The sequence below is a fragment of the Pseudomonas umsongensis genome (assembly GCF_002236105.1).
Taxonomy (GTDB): domain Bacteria; phylum Pseudomonadota; class Gammaproteobacteria; order Pseudomonadales; family Pseudomonadaceae; genus Aquipseudomonas; species Aquipseudomonas umsongensis.
Genome location: NZ_NIWU01000001.1, coordinates 2,081,736 through 2,107,192, shown reverse-complemented (window position 1 = coordinate 2,107,192; position 25,457 = coordinate 2,081,736). Strand labels below are relative to the sequence as shown.

19 protein-coding genes are annotated in these 25,457 nt (G+C 62.8%); 14 read left to right on the top strand and 5 right to left on the bottom strand.

Annotated elements, in window-relative coordinates; genetic code table 11:
* Positions 1-15: 15 nt before the first annotated feature.
* From PSUM_RS09530 to PSUM_RS09495, 8 genes are all read left to right on the top strand, one after another.
* Entirely contained in the window at positions 16-1,683 is a 1,668-nt protein-coding gene (locus PSUM_RS09530) for a DUF1302 domain-containing protein (RefSeq protein ID WP_020800078.1), read from the top strand.
* A gap of 93 nt (positions 1,684-1,776) precedes the next feature.
* On the top strand, positions 1,777-2,988 hold the full coding sequence (locus PSUM_RS09525; RefSeq protein WP_020800079.1) for a thiolase family protein: 1,212 nt from the start codon (positions 1,777-1,779) through the stop codon (positions 2,986-2,988).
* 4 nt (positions 2,989-2,992) lie between these two features.
* Entirely contained in the window at positions 2,993-3,943 is a 951-nt protein-coding gene (locus PSUM_RS09520) for a bifunctional OB-fold nucleic acid binding domain-containing protein/MaoC family dehydratase (RefSeq protein WP_083349411.1), read from the top strand.
* A gap of 579 nt (positions 3,944-4,522) precedes the next feature.
* The gene (locus PSUM_RS09515; RefSeq protein ID WP_083349410.1) at positions 4,523-5,509 is read left to right on the top strand and encodes a WD40/YVTN/BNR-like repeat-containing protein; all 987 of its coding nucleotides are present in this window, start codon (positions 4,523-4,525) and stop codon (positions 5,507-5,509) included.
* Positions 5,510-5,523: 14 nt separating this feature from the next.
* A complete protein-coding gene (locus PSUM_RS09510; protein ID WP_020800082.1) occupies positions 5,524-7,956 on the top strand; it encodes an efflux RND transporter permease subunit in 2,433 nt (810 codons plus the stop codon).
* 146 nt (positions 7,957-8,102) lie between these two features.
* On the top strand, positions 8,103-9,338 hold the full coding sequence (locus PSUM_RS09505) for a helix-turn-helix transcriptional regulator (protein WP_020800083.1): 1,236 nt from the start codon (positions 8,103-8,105) through the stop codon (positions 9,336-9,338).
* Positions 9,339-9,584: 246 nt separating this feature from the next.
* The gene (locus tag PSUM_RS09500) at positions 9,585-10,352 is read left to right on the top strand and encodes an SDR family oxidoreductase (protein ID WP_020800084.1); all 768 of its coding nucleotides are present in this window, start codon (positions 9,585-9,587) and stop codon (positions 10,350-10,352) included.
* Between the two features lie 11 nt (positions 10,353-10,363).
* Positions 10,364-11,197, top strand: coding sequence for an SDR family NAD(P)-dependent oxidoreductase (locus PSUM_RS09495; RefSeq protein ID WP_020800085.1), 834 nt, complete (start codon positions 10,364-10,366; stop codon positions 11,195-11,197).
* An 832-nt stretch (positions 11,198-12,029) separates the two neighbouring features.
* On the opposite strand, the gene dmpG is transcribed toward PSUM_RS09495, so the two are convergent.
* The 4 genes from dmpG to PSUM_RS09470 form a co-directional block, all read right to left on the bottom strand.
* Complete coding sequence (dmpG, locus tag PSUM_RS09485; RefSeq protein ID WP_020796431.1) at positions 12,030-13,058, bottom strand: 4-hydroxy-2-oxovalerate aldolase; 1,029 nt, start codon at positions 13,056-13,058, stop codon at positions 12,030-12,032.
* A gap of 10 nt (positions 13,059-13,068) precedes the next feature.
* Positions 13,069-13,995, bottom strand: a complete 927-nt coding sequence (locus PSUM_RS09480) for an acetaldehyde dehydrogenase (acetylating) (protein ID WP_020796430.1) — start codon at positions 13,993-13,995, stop codon at positions 13,069-13,071.
* Between the two features lie 32 nt (positions 13,996-14,027).
* Positions 14,028-14,819 (bottom strand): fumarylacetoacetate hydrolase family protein, encoded by a 792-nt coding sequence (locus tag PSUM_RS09475; RefSeq protein ID WP_083349409.1) that lies wholly within the window; start codon positions 14,817-14,819, stop codon positions 14,028-14,030.
* A 73-nt stretch (positions 14,820-14,892) separates the two neighbouring features.
* Positions 14,893-15,666, bottom strand: coding sequence for a glucose 1-dehydrogenase (locus PSUM_RS09470; protein ID WP_020796428.1), 774 nt, complete (start codon positions 15,664-15,666; stop codon positions 14,893-14,895).
* An 896-nt stretch (positions 15,667-16,562) separates the two neighbouring features.
* On the opposite strand from PSUM_RS09470, the gene PSUM_RS09460 reads away from it, so the two are divergent.
* From PSUM_RS09460 to PSUM_RS09440, 5 genes are all read left to right on the top strand, one after another.
* A complete protein-coding gene (locus PSUM_RS09460) occupies positions 16,563-17,750 on the top strand; it encodes an acyl-CoA dehydrogenase family protein (protein ID WP_020801201.1) in 1,188 nt (395 codons plus the stop codon).
* A 78-nt stretch (positions 17,751-17,828) separates the two neighbouring features.
* Positions 17,829-18,851 carry a ferredoxin--NADP reductase gene (locus PSUM_RS09455; protein ID WP_033043319.1) on the top strand — a complete coding sequence of 341 codons (1,023 nt, stop codon included), beginning with the start codon at positions 17,829-17,831 and terminating at the stop codon, positions 18,849-18,851.
* Between the two features lie 31 nt (positions 18,852-18,882).
* A complete protein-coding gene (locus tag PSUM_RS09450; RefSeq protein WP_033043320.1) occupies positions 18,883-20,499 on the top strand; it encodes a FadD3 family acyl-CoA ligase in 1,617 nt (538 codons plus the stop codon).
* 95 nt (positions 20,500-20,594) lie between these two features.
* A complete protein-coding gene (locus PSUM_RS09445; protein ID WP_020801198.1) occupies positions 20,595-22,241 on the top strand; it encodes a DUF1302 domain-containing protein in 1,647 nt (548 codons plus the stop codon).
* Between the two features lie 75 nt (positions 22,242-22,316).
* Positions 22,317-23,549 carry an NADH:flavin oxidoreductase gene (locus PSUM_RS09440; RefSeq protein WP_020801197.1) on the top strand — a complete coding sequence of 411 codons (1,233 nt, stop codon included), beginning with the start codon at positions 22,317-22,319 and terminating at the stop codon, positions 23,547-23,549.
* Positions 23,550-23,628: 79 nt separating this feature from the next.
* Here the strand turns inward: PSUM_RS09440 and PSUM_RS09435 are convergent, their stop codons facing one another.
* Positions 23,629-24,462, bottom strand: a complete 834-nt coding sequence (locus PSUM_RS09435; RefSeq protein WP_033043321.1) for an alpha/beta fold hydrolase — start codon at positions 24,460-24,462, stop codon at positions 23,629-23,631.
* Between the two features lie 253 nt (positions 24,463-24,715).
* On the opposite strand from PSUM_RS09435, the gene PSUM_RS09430 reads away from it, so the two are divergent.
* Positions 24,716-25,450, top strand: coding sequence for an SDR family NAD(P)-dependent oxidoreductase (locus PSUM_RS09430; protein ID WP_033043322.1), 735 nt, complete (start codon positions 24,716-24,718; stop codon positions 25,448-25,450).
* Positions 25,451-25,457 lie beyond the last annotated feature (7 nt).

Genomic DNA, 25,457 nt, shown 5'->3' with positions numbered 1-25,457 from the left:
TTGAGGAGAATCAGTGTGATCAACAAAAACAACAATAACTCTACGGTCATCGGTTCGAGCGCGTTTCCGGTCACGAGCCTGGCCGCAGCCATTGCGCTGGTGTCCACACCGGTGTGGGCCGGCGAAACCTTTGAGTTCGACAACGGCGCGACCATCGACTGGTCGGTGACCACCAGCTATGGCATCGGTGTGCGCACCGGCAGTCAGAGCGATCGCTTGCTGACGGTCAACGCCGACGATGCCAACCGCAACTTCGACAGCGGCAGCCTGACCACCAACCGCGTGGGTGCGCTGGGGGAAATGATCCTGCGCAAGGACAACTACGGCGCTGTGCTGCGTGCCAGTACCTTCTACGACGATGTCTACCACCGCAAGAACGACAACGATTCGCCCGCCACCGTGAACAAGAGCGGCAGCAACGACGAATTCACCAGTGACACCCGTTACTACAGCGGCGGTCGCAGCAAATTCCTCGATGCCTATGTGTTCAGCGGCTGGCGTTTTGATAACGACACCATGCTTGACGTCAAGGCAGGGCGACACATCGAATCCTGGGGCGAGAGCCTGTTCTACCCCGGGGTCAACGGCGTACAAAACCCGTCTGACGCGGTGAAAGCCTCGCAACCGGGTGTCGAGGTCAAGGAAATCCTCTTGCCGGTGGGCCAGTTCTCCGGCTCGTTCCGACTGAACCCCCAGCTGACCTTCGGTGCGTACGTGCAGTACGAATGGAAGGGCACTGAGCTGCCGCCAGTGGGTAGCTACCTGTCGGGCAGCGACGTGGTCGGGCCTGGTCGCGAGTTCATCTACGCCAACGGCCAGAAGATCGCCTACCGCGGCACCGACGAACCGAGTGATGGTGGCCAGTGGGGCGTGCAGATGCGCTACCGTCCGGTACCGGCCCTCGAGCTGTCGCTGTTCCACGTCAACTACCACGACAAGAACCCGGCCACCGCCCTGGTCGGCTACAACCCGCTGCCAGTGGGCGGTGGCCTCAACGCCTTCGTCAGCAATGGCTACCGGATCAAGTACTTCGAAGACATCAAGCTGACCGGCATCAGCGCCTCGACCAAGATCGGCGACACCCAGGTCGGCGCCGAATGGTCGTACCGCGACGGTGCGCCGGTGATGGTCAATACCGGACTTGGCGCCGTACCGGCCAAGGGCAAGGGCCAGCAAATGCAATTGTCGGCGGTGCGCATTTTGGGTGACCGTCCCTGGGCCAACCAGACAACGCTGACGGCCGAAGTCATCCGCGTGCAGGTCGACAGTGTCGAATCCACTTCGGCCGCGCCGAACCTGCAAGGCGTGAACCTATTACCCTCTTTGGCACCTCTAGTGGCCTCTTCCGATGACTACACCTACAGCACAGCCGCGGGTTACCGCACCAAGTCTTCCAGCGCCTACACCGTGGGCGCATCGTTCAGTTATCCGGGAGTTTTCCAAGGCTGGGATCTGGAAGTCCCCTTCAGTTTCTCCAACGTCTTCAGCGGCTCCACGCCCATGGCCGGAAGCATCTCCGGCGTCGCCGGTGACCGACGCCTGAGCGCGGGCACGACCTTCAAGTACCTGGGCAACCTGGAACTCGGCTTGAGATACATCTCTTATCTGGGTGCAGCTGATCCGATCGACCGTCCGTTCGCCGACCGCGACTACGCCACGTTCTCGATGAAATACACCTTCTGATCGACCCCCCAAGATCCGGGTCGCCGTGGTGTGCCCGGAGCTTCAACACAACCTGGAATAGGCCGCAGCTGAACGCTTCGGCATGGAGGCACTATGGGACTCAAAGGGCATGCGGCCATCGTTGGCAGCGCACAATACAAACCGGAAAAATATTCGACCGCGCCCAAGATGTTTCACCTCGAGCAAGTCGCCGACCTGGCGGCACAGGCCCTGCGCGATGCCGGGCTGAAGGCCTCGGACCTCGATGGGCTGGTGATCAACGGCCCGCACTTTCACGAGGCTTCGGTGTTCGTACCGGCGATGGCCGCCGAATACCTGGGCCTGCGATTGAACTTCGCCGAAGTGGTGGACCTGGGTGGATGCACCTCGGTAGGCATGGTCTGGCGCGCTGCCGCCGCCATCGAACTGGGGCTGTGCCAGGCCGTGCTGTGCGTCATTCCTGCGCGCATGGCGCCGCTGGGACCCGACGAAGATCCCGGCTGGATGGCCCGCTCCATGCGTTTCGGCGGACACAGCACCGCGTTTGGCGCGCCTGAAGCCGAGTTCGACCTGCCTTATGGGCACATGGGCCAGAACACCGGCTACGCGATGATCGCCCAGCGTTATGCCGCTCAGTACGACTACGACCAGCGGGCGATGGCCAAGATCGCCGTCGACCAGCGCACCAATGCCTTGGCCAACCCGCAAGCCATGTTCTATGGCCAGCCGTTGACCATCGAGCAGGTCCTGGCGAGCAAAATGGTCGCCGACCCTCTCCACGTCCTCGAGATCGTCATGCCGGTGGCCGGTGGCGCCGCGCTGATCATCACCAACAAGGAAGTCGCGGCACGGGCCCGCAAACGCCCGGCCTTCATTACCGGCTTTGGCGAGCACCTGGCATTCAAGTCGCCATCGTATGCCGAGGACATGCTGCGCACGCCGATTGGCCCGGCTTCCGAGCGGGCCTTTGCCATGGCGGGCCTCAAGCCCAAGGACGTCGATGCCGCACAGATCTACGACTGCTACACCATCACCACTTTGCTGACCCTGGAAGACGCCGGTTTCTGTGGCAAGGGCGAGGGCATGGCCTTCGTGCGTGAACACGACCTGACCTGGCGAGGCGACTTCCCGATGAACACCCACGGCGGGCAACTCAGTTTCGGCCAGTCGGCCTCGGCCGGTGGCATGAGCCAGGTGATCGAGGCGGTGACGCAGATCGCCGGCACTGCCGGCGAGCGCCAACTGGGGCGCTGCGACAGCGTCTACGTCTCCGGCACCGGCGGCGTGATGAGCGAGCAGGGCGCATTGATACTTCAGGGAGCATAAGCACATGTCCAACAACAAACCGATGCCGGTCGCGACGCAGATCTCCGCACCGTTCTGGGAGGGCCTGAAGGCTCGCCGCCTGTTGATCCAGCAATGCAATGCCTGTGCGCACTGGAATTTCTACCCGCGTCGGCATTGCCCGGTGTGCCTGGAGCATGATTTGGCCTGGCGCGAAGTCGACGGCGCCGCGACGCTTTACAGCTACACGGTGACGCGCATTGCCACCTTGCCGGATTTCATGGATGAAATGCCGCAGAAGCTGGCAGTAGTAGAGCTGGCCCAAGGGGTGCGCATCAACACCAACCTGGTGGGCCTCGAAGAAGACGAAATCCGCATCGGCATGGCCTTGCAGCCGGTGTTCGCCGAAGTCGATGCCAAGGGCAACCGCCTGCTGCGTTTCACCGGAGTGGACAAGGATGCGGCGAGCCTTGAATCGCTGCCCGCGCAGGAAAGCGAACCGGCGCCCGTGGCATCGGAGCAGCCACCAGTGCGGCAGATCGACCTCAACGATGGACCGGCCTTGCAGGCCCTGGTCAGCGATCAGTTCAGCGACTGGAGCAACGTGGTGGTGGTCGACCAGGCGCTGATCGACGCCTTCGCCCAGTTGTCGGGCGACGATTACTGGATCCATACCGATCCGGAACGCGCCCGCCTGCAAAGCCCGTTCGGCGGCACGATCGCCCACGGCGCGCTGGTGCAGGTGCTGCAGTCACGTATGAAACTGGCACTGGGCTTCGAAATCAGTGGTTTCACCACCCAGGTCAACTACGGCTCCGACCGCCTGCGCTTCCCGGCGCCAGTACCGGCCGGCTCGCGCATCCATTCGCGGGCTCGGGTGAAAAAGGTCGATCTGTCGGCCCGTGGCACCCAGCTGACCCTGGAACTCACCACCCACGTGGTGGGCCAGGACCGGCCGTCGGTGATCAACGACCTGGTCATCCTGTACCTCGCCTGATCGCCACCGGAGCCATTGAATGGGTGAGGTCCTGTGGGAGCGAGCCTGCTCGCGAAAGCGTTAGATCAGTTGACCTGGATGGCGACTGGCATGGCCTCTTCGCGAGCAGGCTCGCTCCCACAATTGGATCGTGGACAGTCCTGCAATCAGGTCGACTGTCAGGCCGTTTGCCTTTGCTTTTGCTCTGCTTTGGTTTTTGATTTTTTGCCCCCGAGTGCAGGTTCTGCCCAGCGCGGCGGGCCCTGTAGGAGCAGCCGGTCGACGCTCGAATGCTCGCGAAAAACCTGAGAGCACCGCGGGATGTCAGGCTCCCCGCGTCATCGTTGACCTCCATCGCAGAGCATGCTCGCTCCGACGGGGGATCGAATACTCCCGCAAAAAAACCAAGTCCCGACCGCCACGCCATTTGCGCCAATCCATAAGCCATTTGGACGATGTGTGACCCACCCCTTGCGCCGACTATTGCCCCGGAGGCGACGCCCGATTCGGTTGCCTCGCATGCCCTGGCGCCTGACAAGAACAAGAGGATTGGCCTATGACTTGCCCTATGCACGCGTGCCCCGAACAGGAGCGTTGCTCATGCGCTCTGTGATCGGCTACTTGGTCTGCCTGGTGGTCGCCCTGACCATCGGCTACACCTTTTCCCCAAAATCTCCACCGCAGGCAGAACTGTTGGCCACACGCCCGGACCGGGTGCAGATCAACGGTCTGCTCAACCTTGGCTCGCGCGTGGTCGCCGTGGGCGAGCGCGGCAGCATCCTGCTCAGCGACGACCAGGGCGTCAGCTGGCAGCCCGCCAGTGTCGCCCCGCAACGCGATGCCACCTTGACTGCCCTGGTGGCGCTGGACCCGCAGCGCTTGCTGGCGGTGGGGCATGACGGCTTGATCCTGCGTTCCACGGACGCCGGCAGCCATTGGCAGGAAATTCGCTACGACAGCGATTTGGGCGAGCCATTGCTGGGGATCTGGAGCAGCGGTGGCGACAACGTCATGGCGTTCGGCAGCTTTGGCAAGTTCTATCAATCTTCCGATGCCGGACAGACCTGGACACCACAGGTCCTGGACATCGACAGCGCACACCTCAATAGCATGGCCGGTGGCGACGATGGCCGACGCATGCTGGTGGGCGAACAGGGCCTGGTGCTGCGCACGGCCGATGGCGGCCAGCATTGGCAGACCTTGCCGGCGTTCTACAGCGGTTCGCTGTTCGGCATCGTGCGCCTGAGCGCGAATAATTGGGTGACTTATGGCATGCGCGGGCATGTGTTCGTCAGCCACGACTTCGGCGACAGCTGGACCCAGATCGACGTGGGTAATCAACTGCCGCTGTACGGCCATGTACTGCTGCCCGATCACTCGGGCCTGGTGATCGTCGGTGCCGGCAGCTCGGTGGTGCGCCTGGATGCACAGGGTGCACTGGTAGGTGTCGCGCGGCTGGCCGGGCTCGGTACGTTGACCTCGGCGGCGATGGTGGGCTCGCGCCTGCTGGTGGGTGGCGAGCGTGGGGTATTGCAGGGTTCAGGTGGCAGCGTTGCTGCCCTAGTGGCCACACAGGCCACCCAGTAAATGAGAGGCAGGCAATGAATCAAGGTAAACACTGGGTGACGCGTGGCGTCGAAACGTGCGCGGACTACCTGATGGCCTGGCGCAAGGGACTGCTGTTGCTGTTTGTCCTGGTGACGCTGGGCCTGGGCTACAGCGCTACCCACACGCAACTGGACCCGGGCTTCAACAAACAGATCCCGGTGCGTCATGAGTACATGGTCAACTTTCTCAAGTTCAGCCGTTACTTCACCGGCGCCAACCGTTTCCTGGTCAGCGTGCGCTGGAAAGGCGAGGGCGACATCTACAACGCCGAGTACCTGGAGACCCTGCGCAAAGTCACCGACGACGTGTTTTTCATTTCCGGAGTCAGCCGTCCCAGCGTGACGTCGCTGTTTACCGCCAACGTGCGCTATATCGAAATTACCGAGGAAGGCTTCTTCGGCGACGTGGTGGTGCCACCGCGCTTCAGCGGCACCCCTGAGGACCTGGCGCAGGTGCGCAGCAACACCGCTGCGTCCGGACAGGTCGGCCGCCTGGTGGCCAACGACCTGAAGTCGGCCATGGTCCGTGCCGACTTGCAGGACACTGACCCCAAGACCGGCCAGCCGGTATCCTATGTTGAAATCGCCAAGCGCCTGGAAGAAGTTCGCGGCAAGTACAACAGCCCTGACATCGAGATCAACATTGTCGGCTTCGCCAAACTGGTGGGCGACGTGGTCGAAGGGCTGAACACGGTGATTGGCTTCTTTGTCGTCGCGTTCGTGATCACCGGGTTGCTGCTGTGGCTTTACTCGCGTTCCCTGCGCCTGACCGTGGTGGCGCTGCTGGTAGCGTTGCTGCCGGTGGTCTGGCTGCTGGGGTTGTTGCCGCTGTTGGGGTTGGGCATCGATCCGATGTCGATCCTGGTGCCGTTCCTGATCTTCTCCATCGGCGTATCCCATGCGGTGCAGATGACCAATGCCTGGAAGCAGGACGTGCTGGCCGGCAGCAGTTCCAGGGAAGCGGCGCGCCTGGCGTTCTGCAAGATCTTCATCCCCGGCTCCCTGGCCTTGCTGATGAACGCCCTGGGGTTCGCGGTGATCATGATGATCGATATCCCCATCGTCCACGAACTGGGGGTAACGGCCTGCATCGGCGTGATGCTGATGATCATCACCAACAAACTCATGCTGCCGGTGATCATTTCCTACCTGCGCCTGGAACCTGCGCTGTTGCGCCGGGCGCAGGCGCGGCCGGCGGGCAGGCATCGCCTGTGGTGGCGCCTGTCGGCGCTTGCCGAACCGGGGCCGGCCCTCGGGGTGTTTGCCGTCAGCCTGTTGCTCCTGGCAGCCGGGGCCTGGAAGGCTCGCGACCTGGCGGTAGGCGACATCGGCGCGGGCGCGCCGGAACTGCGGGCCGATTCGCGCTACAACCAGGACAACGCCAAGATCATCAACAGCTACTCCATCGGTCTTGATGTGTTGTCAGTGTTCGTCCAGGTCAAGGGCGTCGACGAAGGCTGCCTGTCACCCACGGTGATGCGTGCGGTGGAGGCGTTCGACTTTCGTATGCGCACCGTCACAAGCGTTCAGTCGATCCAGAGCGTGGCGGACATGGGCAAGCGGGTGATCGCCGGCAATAACGAAGGCAATCCGCGCTGGGCGGCGATTCCGGGCTCGCCCCGAGGCCTGAGCCAGGGCGCAAGGGCCTATATGCCGGATGACGGACTGGTCACCGACGGCTGCCAACAGATGCAGATCCTGGTGTTCCTGGCCAACCACGAAGGCAGCACCGTCAGCCATGTGATCAGTGAGGCCAACCGCATCATTGCCGAAGTCAGCTCGCCAGAAGTCGAATTCCTCCTGGCCGGTGGCAACGTCGGGGTGATGGCAGCCTCCAACGAGGCGGTCAAGCGTGCCGAAGTCATCATGCTGGGGGCACTATTCGGATCGGTGGCGTTGTTTTGCTGGCTGACCTTCTTGTCGATCCGCGCGGTGCTGTGCATTCTGGTGCCGCTGGCGATTGTTGCGATCCTGTGCAACGCGCTGATGACCCTGCTCGGGATCGGCCTCAAGGTTGCCACCTTGCCAGTGATGGCGCTGGGAGTGGGGGTGGGGGTCGACTACGGGATTTACCTGTACGAGCGCATCCAGCATGAAATGCTGCGCGGTGCCAATTTGCGGGAGGCGTTCTACGAGGCCATGTGCCAACGGGGTACGGCCGCGGTGTTCACGGCTGTGACCATGTCCATCGGGGTCTGCACCTGGGCGTTCGCGCCGCTGAAGTTCCAGGCCGACATGGGCGTGCTGCTGTCGTTCATGTTCCTGGTCAACGTGTTGGGGGCAATTTTCCTCCTGCCGGCGCTGGCGGCCTGGTTCAATCGCGGGCGACCACTGGTCACCGCACGGGTACGCCAACCGGTACCGGCACACGGGCAGTTCCGCTTGAAAAACAGCCCGGCTGCGCGTGATACCGCGAACGAAAAATAATCCTGGCGGACCTATTGTGGAGTCCGCAGGCGCTGGTGAAACTGGCGGGCAAGTAGCAGTCGAGAGAGGGGAGCCCTGGGCTCCCCAGCCGAAATTATAAAAATAACAAGGGAAGGGCACAGTCCTTACCCGAGCGAGATGAGACTATGCAAAACGGTGACTTGACCCATGAAGCCCTGGCCAGTCTTGGCCTGGACCTTACACGCTACAACCAGTTGGTGGGCGAGATCTATGAAGGCGCACTCGATCCGAAACTGATGGCCACGGCGCTCAGGAGCTTTCTCAAACTCTACGATGCCAACTTCGTCACGCTGATCCTGCGGGTGCCGGATCAACCCGATACCGGCGTGATGATCATCGTTGGCGAGATCGAAGGTGCCGGTGATGTCTGTTACATGACCTACCCGCAAACCAATTCACCTTTCTCCAATCAGCCGCTGGACCATGTATTCACCGTGGACGACATCATGAGCACCACGCAGTGGGAGCAGAACGGCTACTTCAAGATGTTCTGCGAGCCCCATGACGTGTACCACCTGATGTGTGCCGACATTTCCACGCCGGACGGCGGCAAACTGCGTTTTCGCATGACCCGCCCTAAACGGGCAGCCAATTTCTCTGCCCATGAACGCGCGGTGTGCGCCAGTTTCCTGCCCCACCTGCGGCGTGCCTCGCAATTGCATAACCTGCTGGACCGCAGTGAATCGCTGAGCGAGTTGTACTCCCAGGCCATCAGCCGGCTATCGGTGGCGACCCTGGTGCTCGACGAGAGCGGCAGCGTGTTGCAGATCAACCCGGTGGCCCAGGAAATCCTCGCCCGTTCCGACGGCTTGAAACTGGTGGGCGGGCGCCTGGAGGCGACTTACCCCAGCGACAACCGCGAGCTGCAACGCTTGATTCGCGCCGCGTTTTCCCCGGATGCTCCAAAAGACGCCGAGGCCATGTCAGTGACCCGTCCTTCCGGACTGGTCGCCCTCGGTGTAGTGGTTGAATCGATACGGTCCCTGGACTGGGCCGAGGAGAAGGGCCAGCCCGCAGCGCTGGTTTACATCCGCGATGCGTCGAGTAAATCCCTGGCCAGCGAGGTGGTGACCAAGCAGTTGTTCAACCTGACCAAGGCCGAAACTGCCCTGGCCATGGAACTGGCCAACGGCCTGTCCCTGGAAGAAGCTGCAGAGGTTCTTAATATCAGACGCAATACCGCGAGGGCGCATTTGCGCTCGATATTCTCCAAGACCGGCGTGCGGCGCCAGACCGAGTTGGTGCGCATCCTGCTCAACAGCGTGGTGGCTTTGGGCAAACCCAGGCTTGGGTTGAAAGTGACGGAAAAGATCAAAGTGCCGCCGCTGCAACTGGCCGTGCCGATTTATCGCCAGGCCTGAATTTGATGGTCTGTAGGAGCGAGGCTTGCCCGCGAACCAGGCGCCGCGGTGTATCTGTCACTCCGCATAATTGTTCTTCGCCGGCAAGCCTGGCTCCTACAGGCGAACCAGGCGCTGCGGTGTATCAGTCACACCGCGGCGCCCGGGTTTCCTCTGGTTTCAACACATCAATTTTTAGTCCGCACGGACGATGCCGTCCCGTGATTGCCCTGTCGATACTGGGCGGACCTATCACGGAGAACCACTATGCCAATAACAGCCATCACCGGCAGCGCCTCGGGAATCGGCGCCGCCGTATCCGCCGCCCTACGCGCCGCCGGGCACCAGGTTATCGGGATCGATCGCAGCAACGCCGAAGTGATCGCCGACCTGTCCACTGCCCAGGGGCGTGACGCGGCCATCACCCGAGTGCTTGAGCTCAGCGGCGGCGTCCTCGACGGGCTGATCTGCTGCGCCGGAGTGGGTGTCACGGCGCCGACCTGCGGCCTGATCCCGGCGGTCAACTACTTCGGCGTCAGCCAATTGCTCGATGGCTTGCAAGGTGCGCTTGCCAAGGGCCAGCAACCGGCGGCACTGGTGATCGGCTCGGTGGCGGCGACTCACTCAGGCGTCGACGGTCAGGCGATGGTTGAAGCGATGATTGCAGGCGATGAAGTCCAGGCTCTGGAACTGGCCAATACCCTCGGTCAGCCTCATGTCGCCTATGCGGCCTCCAAATACGCGATCAGCCGTCATGCTCGTAGCCTGGCCGTGAGCTGGGGCAAGCGGGGCATGCGTTTGAACGTGGTGGCGCCGGGTGCGGTAGAAACCCCGCTGCACCAGGCGTCGCTGGATGATGCGCGCTTTGGCCAGGCAACCCGTGATTTCGTCGCGCCCCTGGGCCGCTCCAGTTGCCCTGATGAGATCGCCGCCGTGGTGGTCTTCCTGCAGTCGCCACAAGCGTCTTTTGTCCACGGCAGCGTGGTTTTCGTCGATGGCGGCATGGACGCCATGGTCCGCGCTCCGCACTTCTGAAAGGAACTTGCATGAACAAGGTGGCATTCATTACCGGCGCCAGCCGTGGTATCGGTCGCGAGGCGGCGCTGGCGTTCGCCCGCGCCGGTTTCGACCTGGCGATCAGCGCCCGTACCCTCAATGAGGGTGAACAACATGAACATGCCCTGCGCGATGCCGCCGGAGCGCCACTGGCTGGCAGCCTCAACGGCACTGCGCAGGCGTTGCGCGATCTTGGTTGCCGGGTGCTTGTCGTGCCCATGGACCTGCTCGACAGCGCTTCGGCCCTGGGCGCCTGCCAGGCGGTGCTGGCCGAGTACGGTCGCATCGACGTACTGATCAACAACGCGATCTACCAGGGCAGCGACCTCAACGCCGGGTTCATGGACTTGCAAGCCCAGACCCTGGAGCGGATGTTCCAGGGCTATATCCTCACCCCATTCCTGTTGACCCAGGCGGTGGCTGAACACATGGTGACGCGCGGTGGCGGGGTGGTGATCAATGTCACCTCCGGCGCCGGCGAAAGCGATCCGCCGGTGGCGGCGGGCAAGGGCGGCTGGGGTTATGCCTACGGCGCGGGCAAGGCGGCGGTGTCGCGACTCTCCGGGGTAATGGCCACGGAATTGGGTGATCTCGGCGTTCGTGCCTACACCCTTAATCCAGGGGTGGTGACGACCGAAGCGCTCAAGGCCACCATCGGTGACAAAGGGTTGATCGCTTTGCGTTCCGGCAGCGCACCGCCCCATGTTCCGGCGGCGGTGATGTTGTGGCTGGCTACTGCAGAGCAGGCACCAGGGTTTCAGCGTCGGACGATTGCTGCGCAGCCGTTTGCGTTGGAGCATGGGATTGTTGCTGATTGGCGTTAGGCCAGTGATCGACTGTTTTTTTTCGTGTACATATCCATTCCTGCGGTAACGGCCACCTAGGGTTTCGCTCTTACAGCGAGTCACTTGGAAAAACGGAACGCCGCCCGGCCCTAAGTAACCAAGGGCTCTTGCCCCAGGCGTTCGGTGCCTCGCTAATGCTCGGCATGCCCTCGCTCCGGTCCTGCTCCGTGGGCCCGCCGCGATGGGCCATCCTTGGCCCAGCGCGGCTAAACCGGCATCCATGCCGGTTTACCCACTGCGCAGAACCTCCACTCGGCCTCTCGATGGGGCAAGAAAATCAAAAGCCAGATCAAGATCAAACGCGAAAGCGAGGCGGCCTTAAAGCCGACCTGATTTCAGGTCTGCCTGCTATCTCATTGTGGGAGCGAGCCTGCTCGCGAAAAATCTCCAGGCAACGCGTTCATCCAGACTGGGCACGTTATCGTTGACGTCCTTCGCGAGCAGGCTCGCTCCCACAGGGGATTAGGGTTACCGCTAAAGTCAGGTCGGCTTTAAGGCCGCCTCGCTTTTGTTTTTGATCTGGGGGCGCCCCGTTAACCACGATGGCCGAACGCAGGCATTGCGCAGTGGGTAAACCGGCAGGACGCCGGTTTAGCCGCGCTGGGCCAGGGATGGCCCATCGCGGCGACCCACGGAGCAATGCCTTCGTTCTGGCATGCCGAGCCTTAGCGAGGCACCGAGTGGTGGGGCAAGAGCGCTTTGGTTACTTTCGCGCTTTTCGAAAGTGACTCGCTGTAAGAGCGAAACCCTAGGTGGCCGTTACCGCAGCAACGGATATGTACACCTGAAAAAAATCGCGTAACACAAAGCCTTACCCCTGCCGCCGCAGACGAGCAAGTGTCATGGCAGTGTCCTCGATCATATCCTCCTGCCCACCAACCATCCCACGACGTCCCATCTCAACAAGAATTTCCCGAGCTGACACGCCGTACTTCTTCTCGGCGCGCTTGGCGAACAGCAGGAACGAGCCATAAACCCCGGCGTAGCCCATGGTCAGTGCATCGCGGTCGCTGCGGATCGGGAAGTCCATGATCGGTACCACCAGGTCTTCAGCTACATCCTGGATGCCAAACACACTGACGCCGGTGTCGATACCCATGCGATCACACACCGCCACCAGCACTTCCATCGGCGTGTTGCCCGCGCCGGCACCGAGTCCTGCGCAGGCGGCGTCGATGCGGTTGGCCCCGGCGGCAATCGCAGCAATGGAGTTGGACACACCCATCGACAGATTGTGGTGGCCATGAAAGCCAATTTCGGTCTCAGGCTTGAGGGCCGCGCGCATCGCCGTCACGCGAGCACTGACGTCGTGGGGCAGCAGATAGCCCGCCGAATCGGTCAGGTAGATGCAGTTGGCGCCGTAGCTTTCCATCAGCAAGCCCTGCTTGACCAGGCCTTCAGGGCTGTTCATGTGGGCCATCATCAGGAAACCGACGGTGTCCATGCCCAGGCTGCGGGCGTGCGAGATATGTTGTTCGCTGACATCGGCCTCGGTGCAATGGGTGGCCACGCGAATGGTATTGACCCCCAGTTCATGGGCCATTTTCAGATGATCGACGGTGCCGATGCCAGGCAGCAGCAGGGCTGAGACCTTGGCCTTTTTCATCAATGGGATCACTGCCGACAGATACTCTTCGTCGGTGTGGGCCGGGAAGCCATAGTTCACCGAGCTGCCGCCCAGGCCGTCGCCGTGGGTGACTTCGATCAGCGGCACGCCGGCCGCGTCGAGGCCGCAGGCGATGTCTTTCATCTGTTGCAGGCTGATCTGGTGACGCTTGGGGTGCATGCCGTCGCGCAGGCACATGTCGTGAACGGTGATGCTTTTGCCGCGAAGATCCATGGTCGACTCCTTATGCGTGAGCGGTTTGGGCAGTAGCGGTGAGTACCAGCTCGCCCTTGAGGATTTCCTCGGCGAACATCTCGGCGGTGCGCGCTGCGGCGGCAGTCATGATGTCCAGGTTGCCGGCGTACTTGGGCAGGTAGTCGCCCAGGCCTTCGACTTCCATGAAGATCGACACCCGATTGCCGTCGAACACCGGGCCGTTGACCAGCTTGTAGCCGGGCACGTAGCGCTGCACTTGCTCGATCATGGCCTCGATGGCGGCGGTGATCGCCGGCTGGTCGGGTTCGCTGGCGGTAAGGCAATGCACGGTGTCGCGCATGATCAGCGGCGGCTCGGCGGGGTTGATGATGATGATCGCCTTGCCTTTCTTCGCACCGCCGACCTTTTCCACGGCGCTGGCGGTGGTGCGGGTGAACTCGTCGATGTTTTTGCGAGTGCCGGGGCCGACCGACTTGGACGCGGCGGTGGCAATGATCTCGGCGTATTCCACCGGCTGCACGCTGGACACTGCCGCCACCAGCGGAATGGTGGCCTGGCCGCCGCAGGTGACCATGTTGACGTTCATCACACCCAGGCCCAGTTGCGCCTTGAGGTTGACCGGTGGCACGCAATACGGGCCGATGGCCGCCGGAGTCAGGTCGATCATCAACACGCCCAGGGCATTGAGCTTGCGCGAGTTCTGGGCGTGGACGTAGGCCGAGGTGGCGTCGAAGGCGATCTGGATCTGGTCTTCGAGGACATGCGGGAGCAATCCGTCCACGCCGTCTGCGGTGGTTTTAAGGCCCAGCTCGCGTGCTCGTGCCAGACCTTCGGAGGTGGCGTCGATGCCCACCATCCACACCGGTTCCAGCACCTCGCTGCGCATCAGTTTGTACAGCAGGTCGGTGCCGATGTTGCCCGGCCCGATCAGCGCGCATTTGATCTTTTTACTCATGGTTTTTTGGCTCCTGAAGAGGGAAGGGCGATTCACGGGACAAAGCGCAGGCTGGCTTCGCCCAGGCCGGTCATGGACAGGCTGATGTGGTCACCGGCGATCACCGGCACCAGCGGCGCCAGGGCACCGGAAAGAATGATTTCGCCACGGCGGAACGGGATGCCCAGCTCGCCCAGGGTATTGGCCAGCCAGGCCACTGCCGCGCAAGGATGGCCTTGCACCGCCGAGCCCAGGCCCGAGCCTGCCGGTTGGCCGTTTTTGCTCATTTGCATGTGCACCGCGGCCAGGTCCAGCGAGCGCGGGTCGATGCGCTGGGAGCCGAGGGCGAACACACCGCACGAGGCGTTGTCGGCCACGGTGTCCTGGATGCGGATCTGCCAGTCGTCGATACGCGAGTCGACGATCTCGAAGCACGGCACCACCCATTGGCTGGCGGCCAGCACGTCCTCGGCACGGATGCCCGGGCCTTGCAAATCTTCGCCGAGAATAAAGGCGATTTCGCCTTCGGCCCGGGGCTGTATCAGGTTGTAGCGGGCCAGGCTGACGTCACTGCCATCCTCGACCTGCATGGCATTGGTGAGGAAGCCGAAATCCGGTTGGTGGACATCGAGCATTTCCTGCACGGCGCGGCTGGTGACCCCGATTTTCTTGCCGATCACGTGCTCGCCGAGGGCTTCACGGCGCTGCAGGAACTGCAGGGAAATCCCGTAGGCCTGCTCCAGGGTGATCTGCGGATAGCGGCGGGTCAGGGGGGGCAGCGTCTGCCTGCTGCGCAGGGCGTTGAACAGCTCGTCACCGAGCGCGTTGATCAAATGGGCGTCCATGGCGAGGGCTCCAGAGGGGTGGAAGAAAAAAGGCCCGCCCCAACGTCATCAGGGGCGAACCCAAAGGAGTGGGTCAGCCGGGCCAGACCGACGAGTCGGCACCGCCATCGACATCAATGATCTTGCCGGTCACCCAGGCCGATGCGGGGCTGGCCAGGTACAGCGCGGCGGCGGCGATGTCTTGCGGGGTGCCCAGGCATTTGAGCGGGGTGTTGTTTTCCATGACCTGGCGCATGGCGGCAGGCATCACGCCGTTAAGTGCTTCGGTCAGGGTGGGGCCGGGGGCGACGGCGTTGACTCGGATTTGCGGCGCGAAGTCCTGGGCGAGCAGGCGGGTCAGATGGCTGAGGGCCGCCTTGGCCGTACCGTAGGCGCTGAAATGGCGCTGGGCATAACGCGCCGCCACTGAGCTGATATTGATGATGTTGCCGCCGCCGGCCTCGCGCATCAGCGGTACGCACAACTGGCAGAAGGCGTAGGTGGTGGCGACGTTGAAGTTCAGCACCTGGGCGAACTGCTCGGGTGTCATGGTCATCGGGTCATTGGGCCCGCCACCGCCGACGTTGTTCACCAGATGAGTGATCCGGCCCATGTGCTCGACGCTGTGGCGCACCAGTGCCTGGCGTTGCTCGGCATCGTTGACGTCGCAGGCGAAGGCCAGGGCGCGCCGACCGAGGGCGCGAACTTCCTCGGCCACGGCCTGCACTTCGTCCAGCGAACGTGCCGAGCACACCACATCGGCGCCGGCTTCGGCATACGCCAGGGCAATCGCCCGACCGATACCGCGGCCGCTGCCAGTGACGATGGCGACGCTGCCGTCCATTTGGAAACGCTGCAAAATACTCATGGCCCTTGCTCCGTGGGGTCGATTTTGGATGGGTTTACTATCGCTGCGGTGATCGGGTTGGGCATCGTCTCAACGGACTAGCGGGGGGCTGGATGAGGTGGGTTGGTGTACATATCCGTTTCTTCGGTAACGGCCACCCATGGTTTCGCTCCTACGGGGCCCGCTGCGATGGGCCATCCCTGGCCCAGCGCGGCTAAACGGCATCCATGCCGGTTTACCCACTGCGCAGAACCTCCACTCGGCCTCTCGATGGGGCAAGAAAATCAAAAGCCAAAGCAAGGCGAGGCGGCCTTAAAGCCGACCTGATCGGGAGCCGTACGCGTTCTCCCTGTGTGATCGTTCCCACGCTCTGCGTGGGAATGCCGCCAGGGACGCTCCGCGTTCCGATGACGACGCATGACGTGAGCCGTGCGCAACGGTGACGCGGAGCGTGGGAACGATCAGGTCGGGGGTAACCGGAAAAGTCAGGTCGGCTTTAAGGCCGCCTCGCTTTTGTTTTTGATCTGGGTCGCCCCGTTAAACCACGCTGGCCGAACGCAGGCATTGCGCAGTGGGTAAACCGGCAGGACGCCGGTTTAGCCGCGCTGGGCCATGGATGGCCCATCGCGGCGACCCACGGAGCAATGCCGGAGTGAGGGCATGCCGAGCCTTAGCGAGGCACCGAGTGGTGGGGCAAGAGCGCTTTGGTTACTTTCGCGCTTTTCGAAAGTGACTCGCCGTAAGGGCGAAACCATAAGTAGCCGTTACCGCAGCAACGGATATGTACCCCGTAAATACCCCGGTAGGCTGTCCACCAAAGCACCCCTAGTCCGCTTTGACGATGAATGATTCCCCGCTCAATCCGATGATCCATCACAACTGGCGCAGTGGCGCAGTGAGATCGGGAGAATTGAGTGATGCACAGCATGCGAGAAAAGACCCAGGACGAACGTGATCTGCTTGAACGGGCACGCAGCCTGGTGCCGGCACTCAAGGCACGCACGGCGCAGGCCGACAAGGACTTGAAGGTGCCGGTGGAGAGCGTCGTCGAGTTGCAGTCCGCCGGCCTGCTGCGGGCCTTGCAGCCAAAGGCGTTCGGCGGTTATGAAGTGGACCCGCGCACCTTCTTCGAAATCCAGACCATCCTCGCCGAAGGGTGCATGTCCACAGCCTGGATCTACGGTGTGATGGGCGTTCACCCCTGGCAGCTGGCGCGTTACCCGATCGAGGCGCAGCGCGAAGTCTGGGCCGATGACCACAGCGCGCTGATTTGCTCGACCTATATGCCGGCGGCCAAGGTCACGGTGGTCGAGGGCGGTTACCGCATCAGCGGGCGCTGGGGTTTCTCCAGCGGCAGCGAACACTGCCAGTGGGTGTTCCTGGGCGGCATCCTGCCACCCGATGGCGAGATGGCCGCCGAGCACGGTACCTTCCTGCTGCCGCGTCACGACTATCAGATCGAACACAACTGGGACGTGATGGGCCTGCGCGGCACCGGCAGCCATGACATCGTGGTCGAAGATGTATTCGTCCCGGCCCATCGTGTGCAACGCACCAACAATTGGACCCTCGAAGCGACACCCGGGCGCCTGGTCAACACCAACCCGATCTACGCGATCCCGTTCGCCCAGGTGTTCTCCCGCGCCGTCTCGACCTCGGCCATCGGCGCCCTGCAGGGCGCGATCAACGAGTTCCGCGACAATGCCGCCAAGCACATCGGCAAGCACGGCGCCCGTACCGCTGAGGACCCGGTGGCACAGACCGCCGTGGCCGAAGCGATGGTCACCGTCGATAGCCTGCGCCTGGTGCTGGAGCGCAACTACGAGCACCTGATGACCCTGGCCCGTGCCGGCGAATACCCGGACACCGAGACCCGTCTGTTGTATCGCTACCAGTCGGCCTATGTGACCAACATCTGCGCCGAACGCGCCAACGATCTGCTGCGCAGCATGGCCGCTTCGGGTCTGTACAACACCAACCCGGTGGCACGACTGTTCCGCGACCTGCACCAGGCGCGCGGACACATCGCCAACAACTACATGGCCTACGGGCGCAGCTACGGCGCGGTGATGCTCGGCCTGCCCAACCCGGACCCTTACGTCTGAGGCGACGGAGCCTGTTTCGCCCCCTTGGGTTTCCACCTGTCCGTGATCCACGGCCAGGTGGTCATGAGTACCTGACCTATGAACAATTATCTTGCCCTGCGCGTGGCGCGCGTGATCGAGGAAACCGCCGATGCGCGATCCCTGGTGTTCGACGTGCCCGAGCATCTAAGCGAACGTTTTCGCTATCAACCCGGCCAATTCCTGACCTTGCGCGTCCCTTTCGAGGACGGTTGGCTGCCCCGATGTTACTCATTGTCCAGCACGCCGTTGCTGGATGAGCCATTGCGAGTAACGGTCAAGCGCGTGCACGAGGGACGCGCGTCGAACTGGTTGTGCGGCGAGTTGCAGGCCGGGCAGAACCTTGAGGTGCTGCCACCGGCCGGGGTGTTCGTGCCACGCAGCCTTGACGGTGACTTGCTGCTGTTCGGTGGCGGCAGCGGCGTGACCCCGGTGCTGTCGATCCTGCGTTCGGCGTTGCTCGCCGGAACCGGCCGGGTCCTGCTGATCTATGCCAACCGCGATGAGTCCTCGGTGATTTTCAAGGAGGAACTCAAAAACCTCGCCAGCGCTCATCCGCAACGCCTGCAAATCGTCCATTGGCTCGATTCGGTGCAGGGCATCCCGAGCGTCGGCCAACTGGCCGAGCTGGCGCGGTCGTTTATCGATGCCCAGGCGTTCATTTGTGGTCCGGGCCCGTTCATGGACGCGGCGGTCAGTGCGCTCAAAAGTCTCGGCATGCCGGATCGGCGGGTGCACGTCGAACGCTTCGTCTCGCTGCCCGGCGAAGGCGAGTTGCCCCTGGTGACCAGCAGCGAGGCGGCCGTGGCCGCGCAGTTGGCGGTGCGCCTGGATGGCGAGGATCACCAACTGGCCTGTGACAGCGGCGAAACCGTGTTGGCTGCCATGGAGCGCGCCGGCCTGAACCCCCCCAGCGCCTGTCGTGTCGGTGGCTGCGCCTCGTGCATGTGCACCCTGGAAAGCGGCGAGGTCGAACTGCTGCACAACGATGCACTGGACGCGGGCGATCTGGCCGAAGGCTGGATCCTTGCCTGTCAGGCGGTGCCCACCAGCGCACAACTGCGTATCCGCTTTCCCGATTGATGCCCTCCATGATGCCAAGCACGAGCCCACGATGAATCAGAGCCTGAACCTTGCCGCGCCCCTGAGCGCTGCCCCTGTCACCCTTGCCCAGTTGGTCTTCAGCAGTGCCGAACGTTTTGCCGGGCGCACGGCCATTGAAGAACACGGCCAATGCATCGACTACGCCGATCTGCCCGATCGCGTCATGGGCTTCGCCCGGGGCTTGATGGCCTTGGGTATCCAGGCCGGTGACCGAGTTGGCGTCTGGGCGCCAAACAGTGGCGACTGGATCCTCGCGGCGCTGGGCACTCAGTGCGCCGGTGCGGTGCTGGTGCCGATCAACACGCGCATGAAGGGCCTTGAGGCCGCGGATGTGCTGGAGCGCAGCGGTTGCCGGGTGTTGTTTGTCCAGCAGCGTTTTCTCGACGTCGACTACCCGGCGCTGCTCGCACCTCATCGGCCGGCCAGCCTCGAACATCTGGTGATCATCGATGGCGACACGCCGGAGCAGCCTTCGGACCTGACGCTTGCACAGTTCCTGCAGGGTGCCGCGACTATCGATGCCGGCAGCGCCAAGCGCCGTGCAATGGCGGTCGGCCCCGAGGCCATGTGCGACCTGTTGTTCACCTCCGGCACCACCGGCAAACCCAAGGGCGTCATGAGTGGCCATGGCCAGAACCTGCGGGCCTTCACCGAATACGTCAGGGTCCTCGGCCTGGTACCAGAGGACCGCTACCTGATCGTCAATCCGTTCTTTCATGCCTTTGGCTACAAGGCCGGTTGGCTAACCTGCCTGATCGGCGGGGCGACCATCCTGCCCCATGCGGTGTTCGATGCCGAACAAGTGTTCCAGCGCATCGCCCGTGAGCGCATCAGCGTCCTGCCCGGTGCGCCGACCCTGTATCTCTCGCTGCTGGCCCATCCGCAACTCAAGCAGACCGACCTGTCGAGCCTGCGAATCGCGGTGACCGGCTCGGCGAGCATCCCGCCGAGCCTGATCGAGCGCATGCGCAATGAGCTGGGATTCGCCGTGGTGACCACCGCCTACGGCCTGACCGAGTGTGGCGGACTGGCGACCATCTGCGATCCACAAGATTCAGCGCAGGTGATTGCCGGCACCAGCGGCCGGCCGATCGCCGGCACCGAAGTGAGCATCCGCGACCCGCACAACCAGGCGCTGGACGCGGGGCAGACCGGTGAGATCTGCCTGCGTGGTTTTCACATCATGCAGGGCTATTTCCAGAACCCTGAAGCGACCCGCGAAGCCATCGACGCCGAAGGTTGGCTGCACACCGGCGATGTCGGGCGCCTGGACGGGGCGGGCAACCTGATCATCACCGATCGCTTGAAGGACATGTTCATCGTCGGCGGTTTCAACTGCTACCCGGCGGAAATCGAGGCAGCGCTGATCAGGCACCCGGCCATTGCCCAGGTGGCGGTGATCGGTGTCGCCGATGAACGCATGGGTGAAGTCGGGTGTGCCTGTGTAGTGCTGCGTGAAGGACGAGAGCTCGACGAGGCGCAATTGATCGCCTGGAGCCGGGAGCAGATGGCCAATTACAAGGTGCCGCGCCAGGTGCGCTTCCTCAATGCCTTGCCATTGAACCCGTCGAGCAAGGTGGCGAAGAACGAACTGCGCGCGCTGGTGGCCAATAGCGCCCAGGCATGAGGCGCACTCATCTCACCAAACGGACGATGTGCGCGGCATCGGCTTTTTTCATGCTGTGGCGACACCAGAAAAAACAACAACAAAAGGAGAGGAGCATGTTCACGGGAAACACTGTCGCGCGCCATTCGGGAGAGTTGAGCGTTGGTCGCTGTCTGTTGGCAACGGCCATCACCATCGCCAGTGCCACGACCAGCGCCGCACCGAGCATCGAACTGGGGGAAAATACCACCCTGGATTCGTCGCTGACGGTCAACTACACCGCCTCCATGCGTACCGCCAAGCAGGCGAGTCAGTACCTCAACGATCCGAACAACGACGACGGCACGCGCAACTTCAAGCGCGGCTCGTTGATCAATAACCGCCTGAGCCTGTTCGGCGAACTGCAGCTCAAGCACGACAACCTTGGAGCGGTGCTGCGTGGCAGCCAGTTCTATGACGATGTCTATAACCAGAAAAATGCCAACGATTCGCCGCAGACGGTGAACAAGACCGGGCACAACGATGGTTTCAGCGACGAAACCCGCAGGCTCAGTGGCAGCATGGCGCGCCTGCTCGATGCGTATGTGTATGGCAACTTCGAGCTCGGCGAGACCCAATACCTGTCGCTCAAGGCCGGGCGGCATCTGGTGGCCTGGGGCGAGAGCCTGTTCTGGCCCAACATCAGCCAGGGCCAGGCCCCGGTAGATGCGACCAAGTTCAACGTGCCGGGTACCGAGGCCAAGGACTCGTACTTGCCGGTAGGGCAGGTGTCCGGGTCGTGGTCGCTGAACGAAGACCTCGCGCTGGTGGGCTACTACCAGTACGAGTGGGAAAAGACCCAGCTCAATCCCGTGGGCGACTACTTCGGCAGCGACACCTTCGGTCCCGGTGCCGAGTTCTATCGCCTGGGCAGCGGGGTGGTCAACAGCCTGCCCAACGGCCTGGCGGTCGGTTATGCCGGTGAAAAAGACGCCAGCGACAGCGGCCAATGGGGCCTGGGCGTGCGCTACCGGATCACCGAGAACACCGAAGTGGGGCTGTTCCATTACCGCTATAACGAGCGCATCGGCTCGATGTTCTTCGACTTCACCGGCACCACCCAATACTCTTCGCTCAAGGGCATCGGGCACGACGGCACCGCGCCGTCCTATCGCCTGGGCTACTTCGAAGACGTCAAGCTGACAGGTGTCAGTTTCAGCTCCAAGGTCGGCGATTCGGTGCAGTACGCCGGTGACTTGAGCTACCGCGATGGTGCCTCGGTCTACCTCAACAACGGCGCGCCGACCACCGGGCAGATCTGGCAGGGCAACCTCAACGCCATGTACATCCTGGGGCCAAGCCTGCTCGCCCAGCAGACCACCTTCATGGGTGAGGTGGTGCATCAACACATCGACGGGGTCGACAGCCTGACGATCACCGGTGGCGGGGCCGGCGTGGACGGCACCTTCGACCAGTTCGAATCGAAGACCCAGACCCGTGGCTCGACCCTGTTCGGCGTCGGCGCCTACATGGATTACCCGTCCATCGCCACCGGCCTGGACCTGAGCACCAAAGTGGTATGGACGCAGAACGTCGACGGCAGCGCCTATCAGGGCCTGGGCCGCGACGAGAAGCGCCTGACCGTGGGTGGCGACTTCAAGTACCTGGGCAACTTCCAGATCGGCATGACCTATGTCGCGTACCTGAGTTCGCCGGACGTTGCCCAGGGCCGACTGCTGGCTGACCGCGACTACCTGTCGCTCAACGCCAAGTACACCTTCTGATGATCATGGCTGCGTCGCGCGTCTGGCGACGCAGTCCCTCGTTTTTAGCCCGATAAAAATAAAGAGAGGCCTGTCATGAATCCTCGTCCGACCCCATCACCGTTCAGCCCGATCACCATTGGCCCACTGACCCTGAAGAACCGCTTTATCAAGTCCGCCACCAACGAGGGCATGAGTGCCCAGAGCGTGCCGTCCAAGCAACTGGTCAAGCTGCACTCGGCCCTGGCCGCTGGCGGCATCGCCTTGACTACCGTGGCCTACTGCGCGGTGAGCAGCGATGGTCGTACCTTGCCCAACCAATTGACCCTGACCCAATCCAGCCTGCCGCACTTCAAGGCCCTGACCGAGGGTGTGCACCAGGCCGGTGGCCTGGCCAGCGCGCAGATCACCCATGGCGGTTGCTTTACCTTTATCCGCGAGCGCTCGACCAAGCGTCCGCTGTCGGCCAGCGGCGGTTTCAACAAGATAGGCCTGATGAGTGGCATGTTCCTCAAGCAGGCGATGAACGAATCCGACATGCAGCAAGTGGTGCGCGACTTCGCGCAAGGCGCACGCCTGGCACGCCAGGCGGGATTCGATGCCGTGGAAATCCACATGGGCCACGGCTACCTGCTGAGCCAGTTCATTTCGCCGATGTACAACAAGCGCCGCGACCAGTACGGCGGCAGCCTGGAAAACCGCCTGCGCTTTCCGCGCCGGGTGCTGCGGGCGGTGCTGGATGCGGTCGGCCACGACATGGCGGTGATCTGCAAATACAGCGTCACTGAAGGCGTGCGCGCCGGTAACAGCGCCGAAGACGGGGCGAAGATTGCCCGCATGCTGGAAGAAGAGGGCGCGCACTTGCTGGTGCTCAGCGCGGGTATGAATGCCGAGTCGATCACCACCATGTTCGGCTCCTCGTTCCCCAAGGAAAATCGCGTGCAGCAGAAAAACAAGATCATTGCCCTGGCGATGGCCATCCAGCGGCGCAAGGAGCCGACGGTGGAGTTCCGTGAACTCTATTTGCTCGAGCATGCGCGCAAGGTGCGTGCGGCGGTGAAAATGCCGTTGGCTTATCTGGGCGGTGCCAAGAGCCTGGCGAGCATCGAAAAAATCATGGCCGAGGGCTTTGACCTGGTCGCCATGGGCCGGGTGTTGCTGGCCGAAAATGACTACATCAACAAACTCGAAAGTGGCGCCAGCCGCGACTCGATCTGCACCGCCTGCAACCGCTGCGTGGCGATGATGTACACCCCGGGTGGGACGTCTTGCGTACTCGGCCAGCCCGGTGACGCGATATTGAACAGCCAGAAGGCGGCAGATCGCTGACAACCCAGGCAACCAATACACCACAAACCCTGTGGGATCGCCGCACCGCCGCTCCCACAGGTTTTGTGGTGCTTGTCGATCAGCCGTTCTGCAGGAAGTCGATGCAGCTGCGGTTGAACAGTTCGCGGTGTTCCACCTGGACCCAATGCCCGCAGCGGTTGAGCACAATGAAGCGGGCGTTCGGCGCGCCGTCGATGATGCGTTGGGCGCCACTGACCGGGTTGAAATGATCGTTGGTGCCCCAGAAGCCCAGGATCGGGCACTGAATGTCACCCAACTGCGCTTCCATGTTCGGCACCATCATCGTACTGAACAGGTTCTTCGGCTGGGTCATCGCCACCGCCACGCGTTCCTGCAGCAGGCTTTCCGGCAGGATCGAGTCATCGAACAGCTGCAGGCGCATCATGCTGCGCATCTCCTCCATGCCGATGGGGCCGGCGCTGAACAGGCTGACCATGCGCACGATACCTTCCATCTTGAAGTAGGTTTCCCGCTCTTCGACACCACCGGGTGCAAGCAGAATCAGGCTCTGAACCAGTTGCGGCAGGCGCAGGGCCAGACCCAGGGCGATCGCGCCACCCAGCGAATTACCCAGCAGCGTGCAACGTCGCACACCGACCGACTCCAGGAAAGCCGCCACGCAATCGACGAAGAACTCCAGGTTGTACTGCACGTCCTCGGGTTTGTCCGAACGACCGAAACCGGGCAGGTCGAGCACCAGGTTGCGATAGCCCGCGGCGACGAATTGCGGGTAGTTGCCCTTGAAGTTGCTGAAGCCACTGGCACCCGGCCCGCTGCCGTGCAGCCACAGCACCACGGGGCCTGCGCCCTCATCCAGATAGTGCAGGCGCAGGCCGTTGGGCAGGGTCGCGTAATGGCCGACGGGCAGGGGCAGGTCTACGGGTTGGTTCATGGGGTTCTCCATTGTCTGCGGATTCATGAGGCACAACCGCGCCAGGCGCTGCAGCGGATCGAAGGGGAAACAGCGCCTGGCGAGATGCGCGCCTTGCGAATGCTGGGCGTAGACGGGGGTGTTCACATCGTCCGTTCAGACCACGTGGCGCTAGTCCCATCGGACGATGTGTGCCCGGGGCCTTGCCGCTAATCATGCAAGTGACGGCTCCATTACAGCGGGCCGCAGCGTATTCGCACACTTGGAGATTGCTATGAAGTTACTCGATAAAGTGGCCTTCGTGACCGGCGCCGCGCAGGGCATGGGCCAGGCCATCGTGCGCGGTTTTGTCGCCGAAGGCGCCAAGGTGGTGGCCGTCGACCTGAACCAGGCTGCCCTGGCCAAGAGCCTGGCAGATCTGGGAGGCAGCGTACTGGCGTTGTCTTGCAACGTCGGTGACGGCGCCTCCGTGGCCGACGCCATGGGCCAGGCCGAACAGCACTTCGGCGGTCTCGACATCCTGGTCAACAACGCGGGCGTGGGCGCGCTGGACAGCTTCCTCGAAACGCCGGACGAAAGTTGGGCGCGGGTGATCGGCGTGAACCTGGGCGGCACCTTCCTGTGCTGCCGCGAGGGCGCCAAGCTGATGGTCAAGGGCGGCCGCAAGGGCGCAATCATCAACCTCTCCAGCACCGCCGCACTGACCGGTGACGGCCCAAGCCATTACTGCGCTTCGAAAGCCGGGGTGATGGGCCTGACCCGTTCGATCGCCCGTGAGTTGGCTGCCAGTGGCATACGCGTCAACACCCTGGTGCCTGGGCCGACCAACACACCGATGATGGCCGGCATCCCTGACGACTACATGCAGGCGCTGCTGAAAAACGTGCCCCTGGGCCGTATGTGCGAGACCGACGAGATTGCCCGGGTCGCGGTGTTCCTGGCCAGCGAAGATGCCAGTTTCATGACCGGGCAGAACATCGCCGTCAACGGCGGCATGGCCTTTATCTGATCAGGGA

Bases quoted from the DNA above. Each gene is read 5' to 3' on its own strand.
- PSUM_RS09505 (WP_020800083.1), top strand. From the start codon at position 8,103: ATGCAAAACGGTGACTTGACCCATGAAGCCCTGGCCAGTCTTGGCCTG.
- PSUM_RS09480 (WP_020796430.1), bottom strand. From the start codon at position 13,995: ATGAGTAAAAAGATCAAATGCGCGCTGATCGGGCCGGGCAACATCGGC.
- dmpG (WP_020796431.1), bottom strand. From the start codon at position 13,058: ATGGATCTTCGCGGCAAAAGCATCACCGTTCACGACATGTGCCTGCGC.
- PSUM_RS09495 (WP_020800085.1), top strand. From the start codon at position 10,364: ATGAACAAGGTGGCATTCATTACCGGCGCCAGCCGTGGTATCGGTCGC.
- PSUM_RS09515 (WP_083349410.1), top strand. From the start codon at position 4,523: ATGCGCTCTGTGATCGGCTACTTGGTCTGCCTGGTGGTCGCCCTGACC.
- PSUM_RS09455 (WP_033043319.1), top strand. From the start codon at position 17,829: ATGAACAATTATCTTGCCCTGCGCGTGGCGCGCGTGATCGAGGAAACC.
- PSUM_RS09435 (WP_033043321.1), bottom strand. From the start codon at position 24,462: ATGAACCAACCCGTAGACCTGCCCCTGCCCGTCGGCCATTACGCGACC.
- PSUM_RS09450 (WP_033043320.1), top strand. From the start codon at position 18,883: ATGAATCAGAGCCTGAACCTTGCCGCGCCCCTGAGCGCTGCCCCTGTC.
- PSUM_RS09445 (WP_020801198.1), top strand. From the start codon at position 20,595: ATGTTCACGGGAAACACTGTCGCGCGCCATTCGGGAGAGTTGAGCGTT.
- PSUM_RS09440 (WP_020801197.1), top strand. From the start codon at position 22,317: ATGAATCCTCGTCCGACCCCATCACCGTTCAGCCCGATCACCATTGGC.
- PSUM_RS09520 (WP_083349411.1), top strand. From the start codon at position 2,993: ATGTCCAACAACAAACCGATGCCGGTCGCGACGCAGATCTCCGCACCG.
- PSUM_RS09460 (WP_020801201.1), top strand. From the start codon at position 16,563: ATGCACAGCATGCGAGAAAAGACCCAGGACGAACGTGATCTGCTTGAA.
- PSUM_RS09525 (WP_020800079.1), top strand. From the start codon at position 1,777: ATGGGACTCAAAGGGCATGCGGCCATCGTTGGCAGCGCACAATACAAA.
- PSUM_RS09470 (WP_020796428.1), bottom strand. From the start codon at position 15,666: ATGAGTATTTTGCAGCGTTTCCAAATGGACGGCAGCGTCGCCATCGTC.
- PSUM_RS09430 (WP_033043322.1), top strand. From the start codon at position 24,716: ATGAAGTTACTCGATAAAGTGGCCTTCGTGACCGGCGCCGCGCAGGGC.
- PSUM_RS09500 (WP_020800084.1), top strand. From the start codon at position 9,585: ATGCCAATAACAGCCATCACCGGCAGCGCCTCGGGAATCGGCGCCGCC.
- PSUM_RS09475 (WP_083349409.1), bottom strand. From the start codon at position 14,819: ATGGACGCCCATTTGATCAACGCGCTCGGTGACGAGCTGTTCAACGCC.
- PSUM_RS09510 (WP_020800082.1), top strand. From the start codon at position 5,524: ATGAATCAAGGTAAACACTGGGTGACGCGTGGCGTCGAAACGTGCGCG.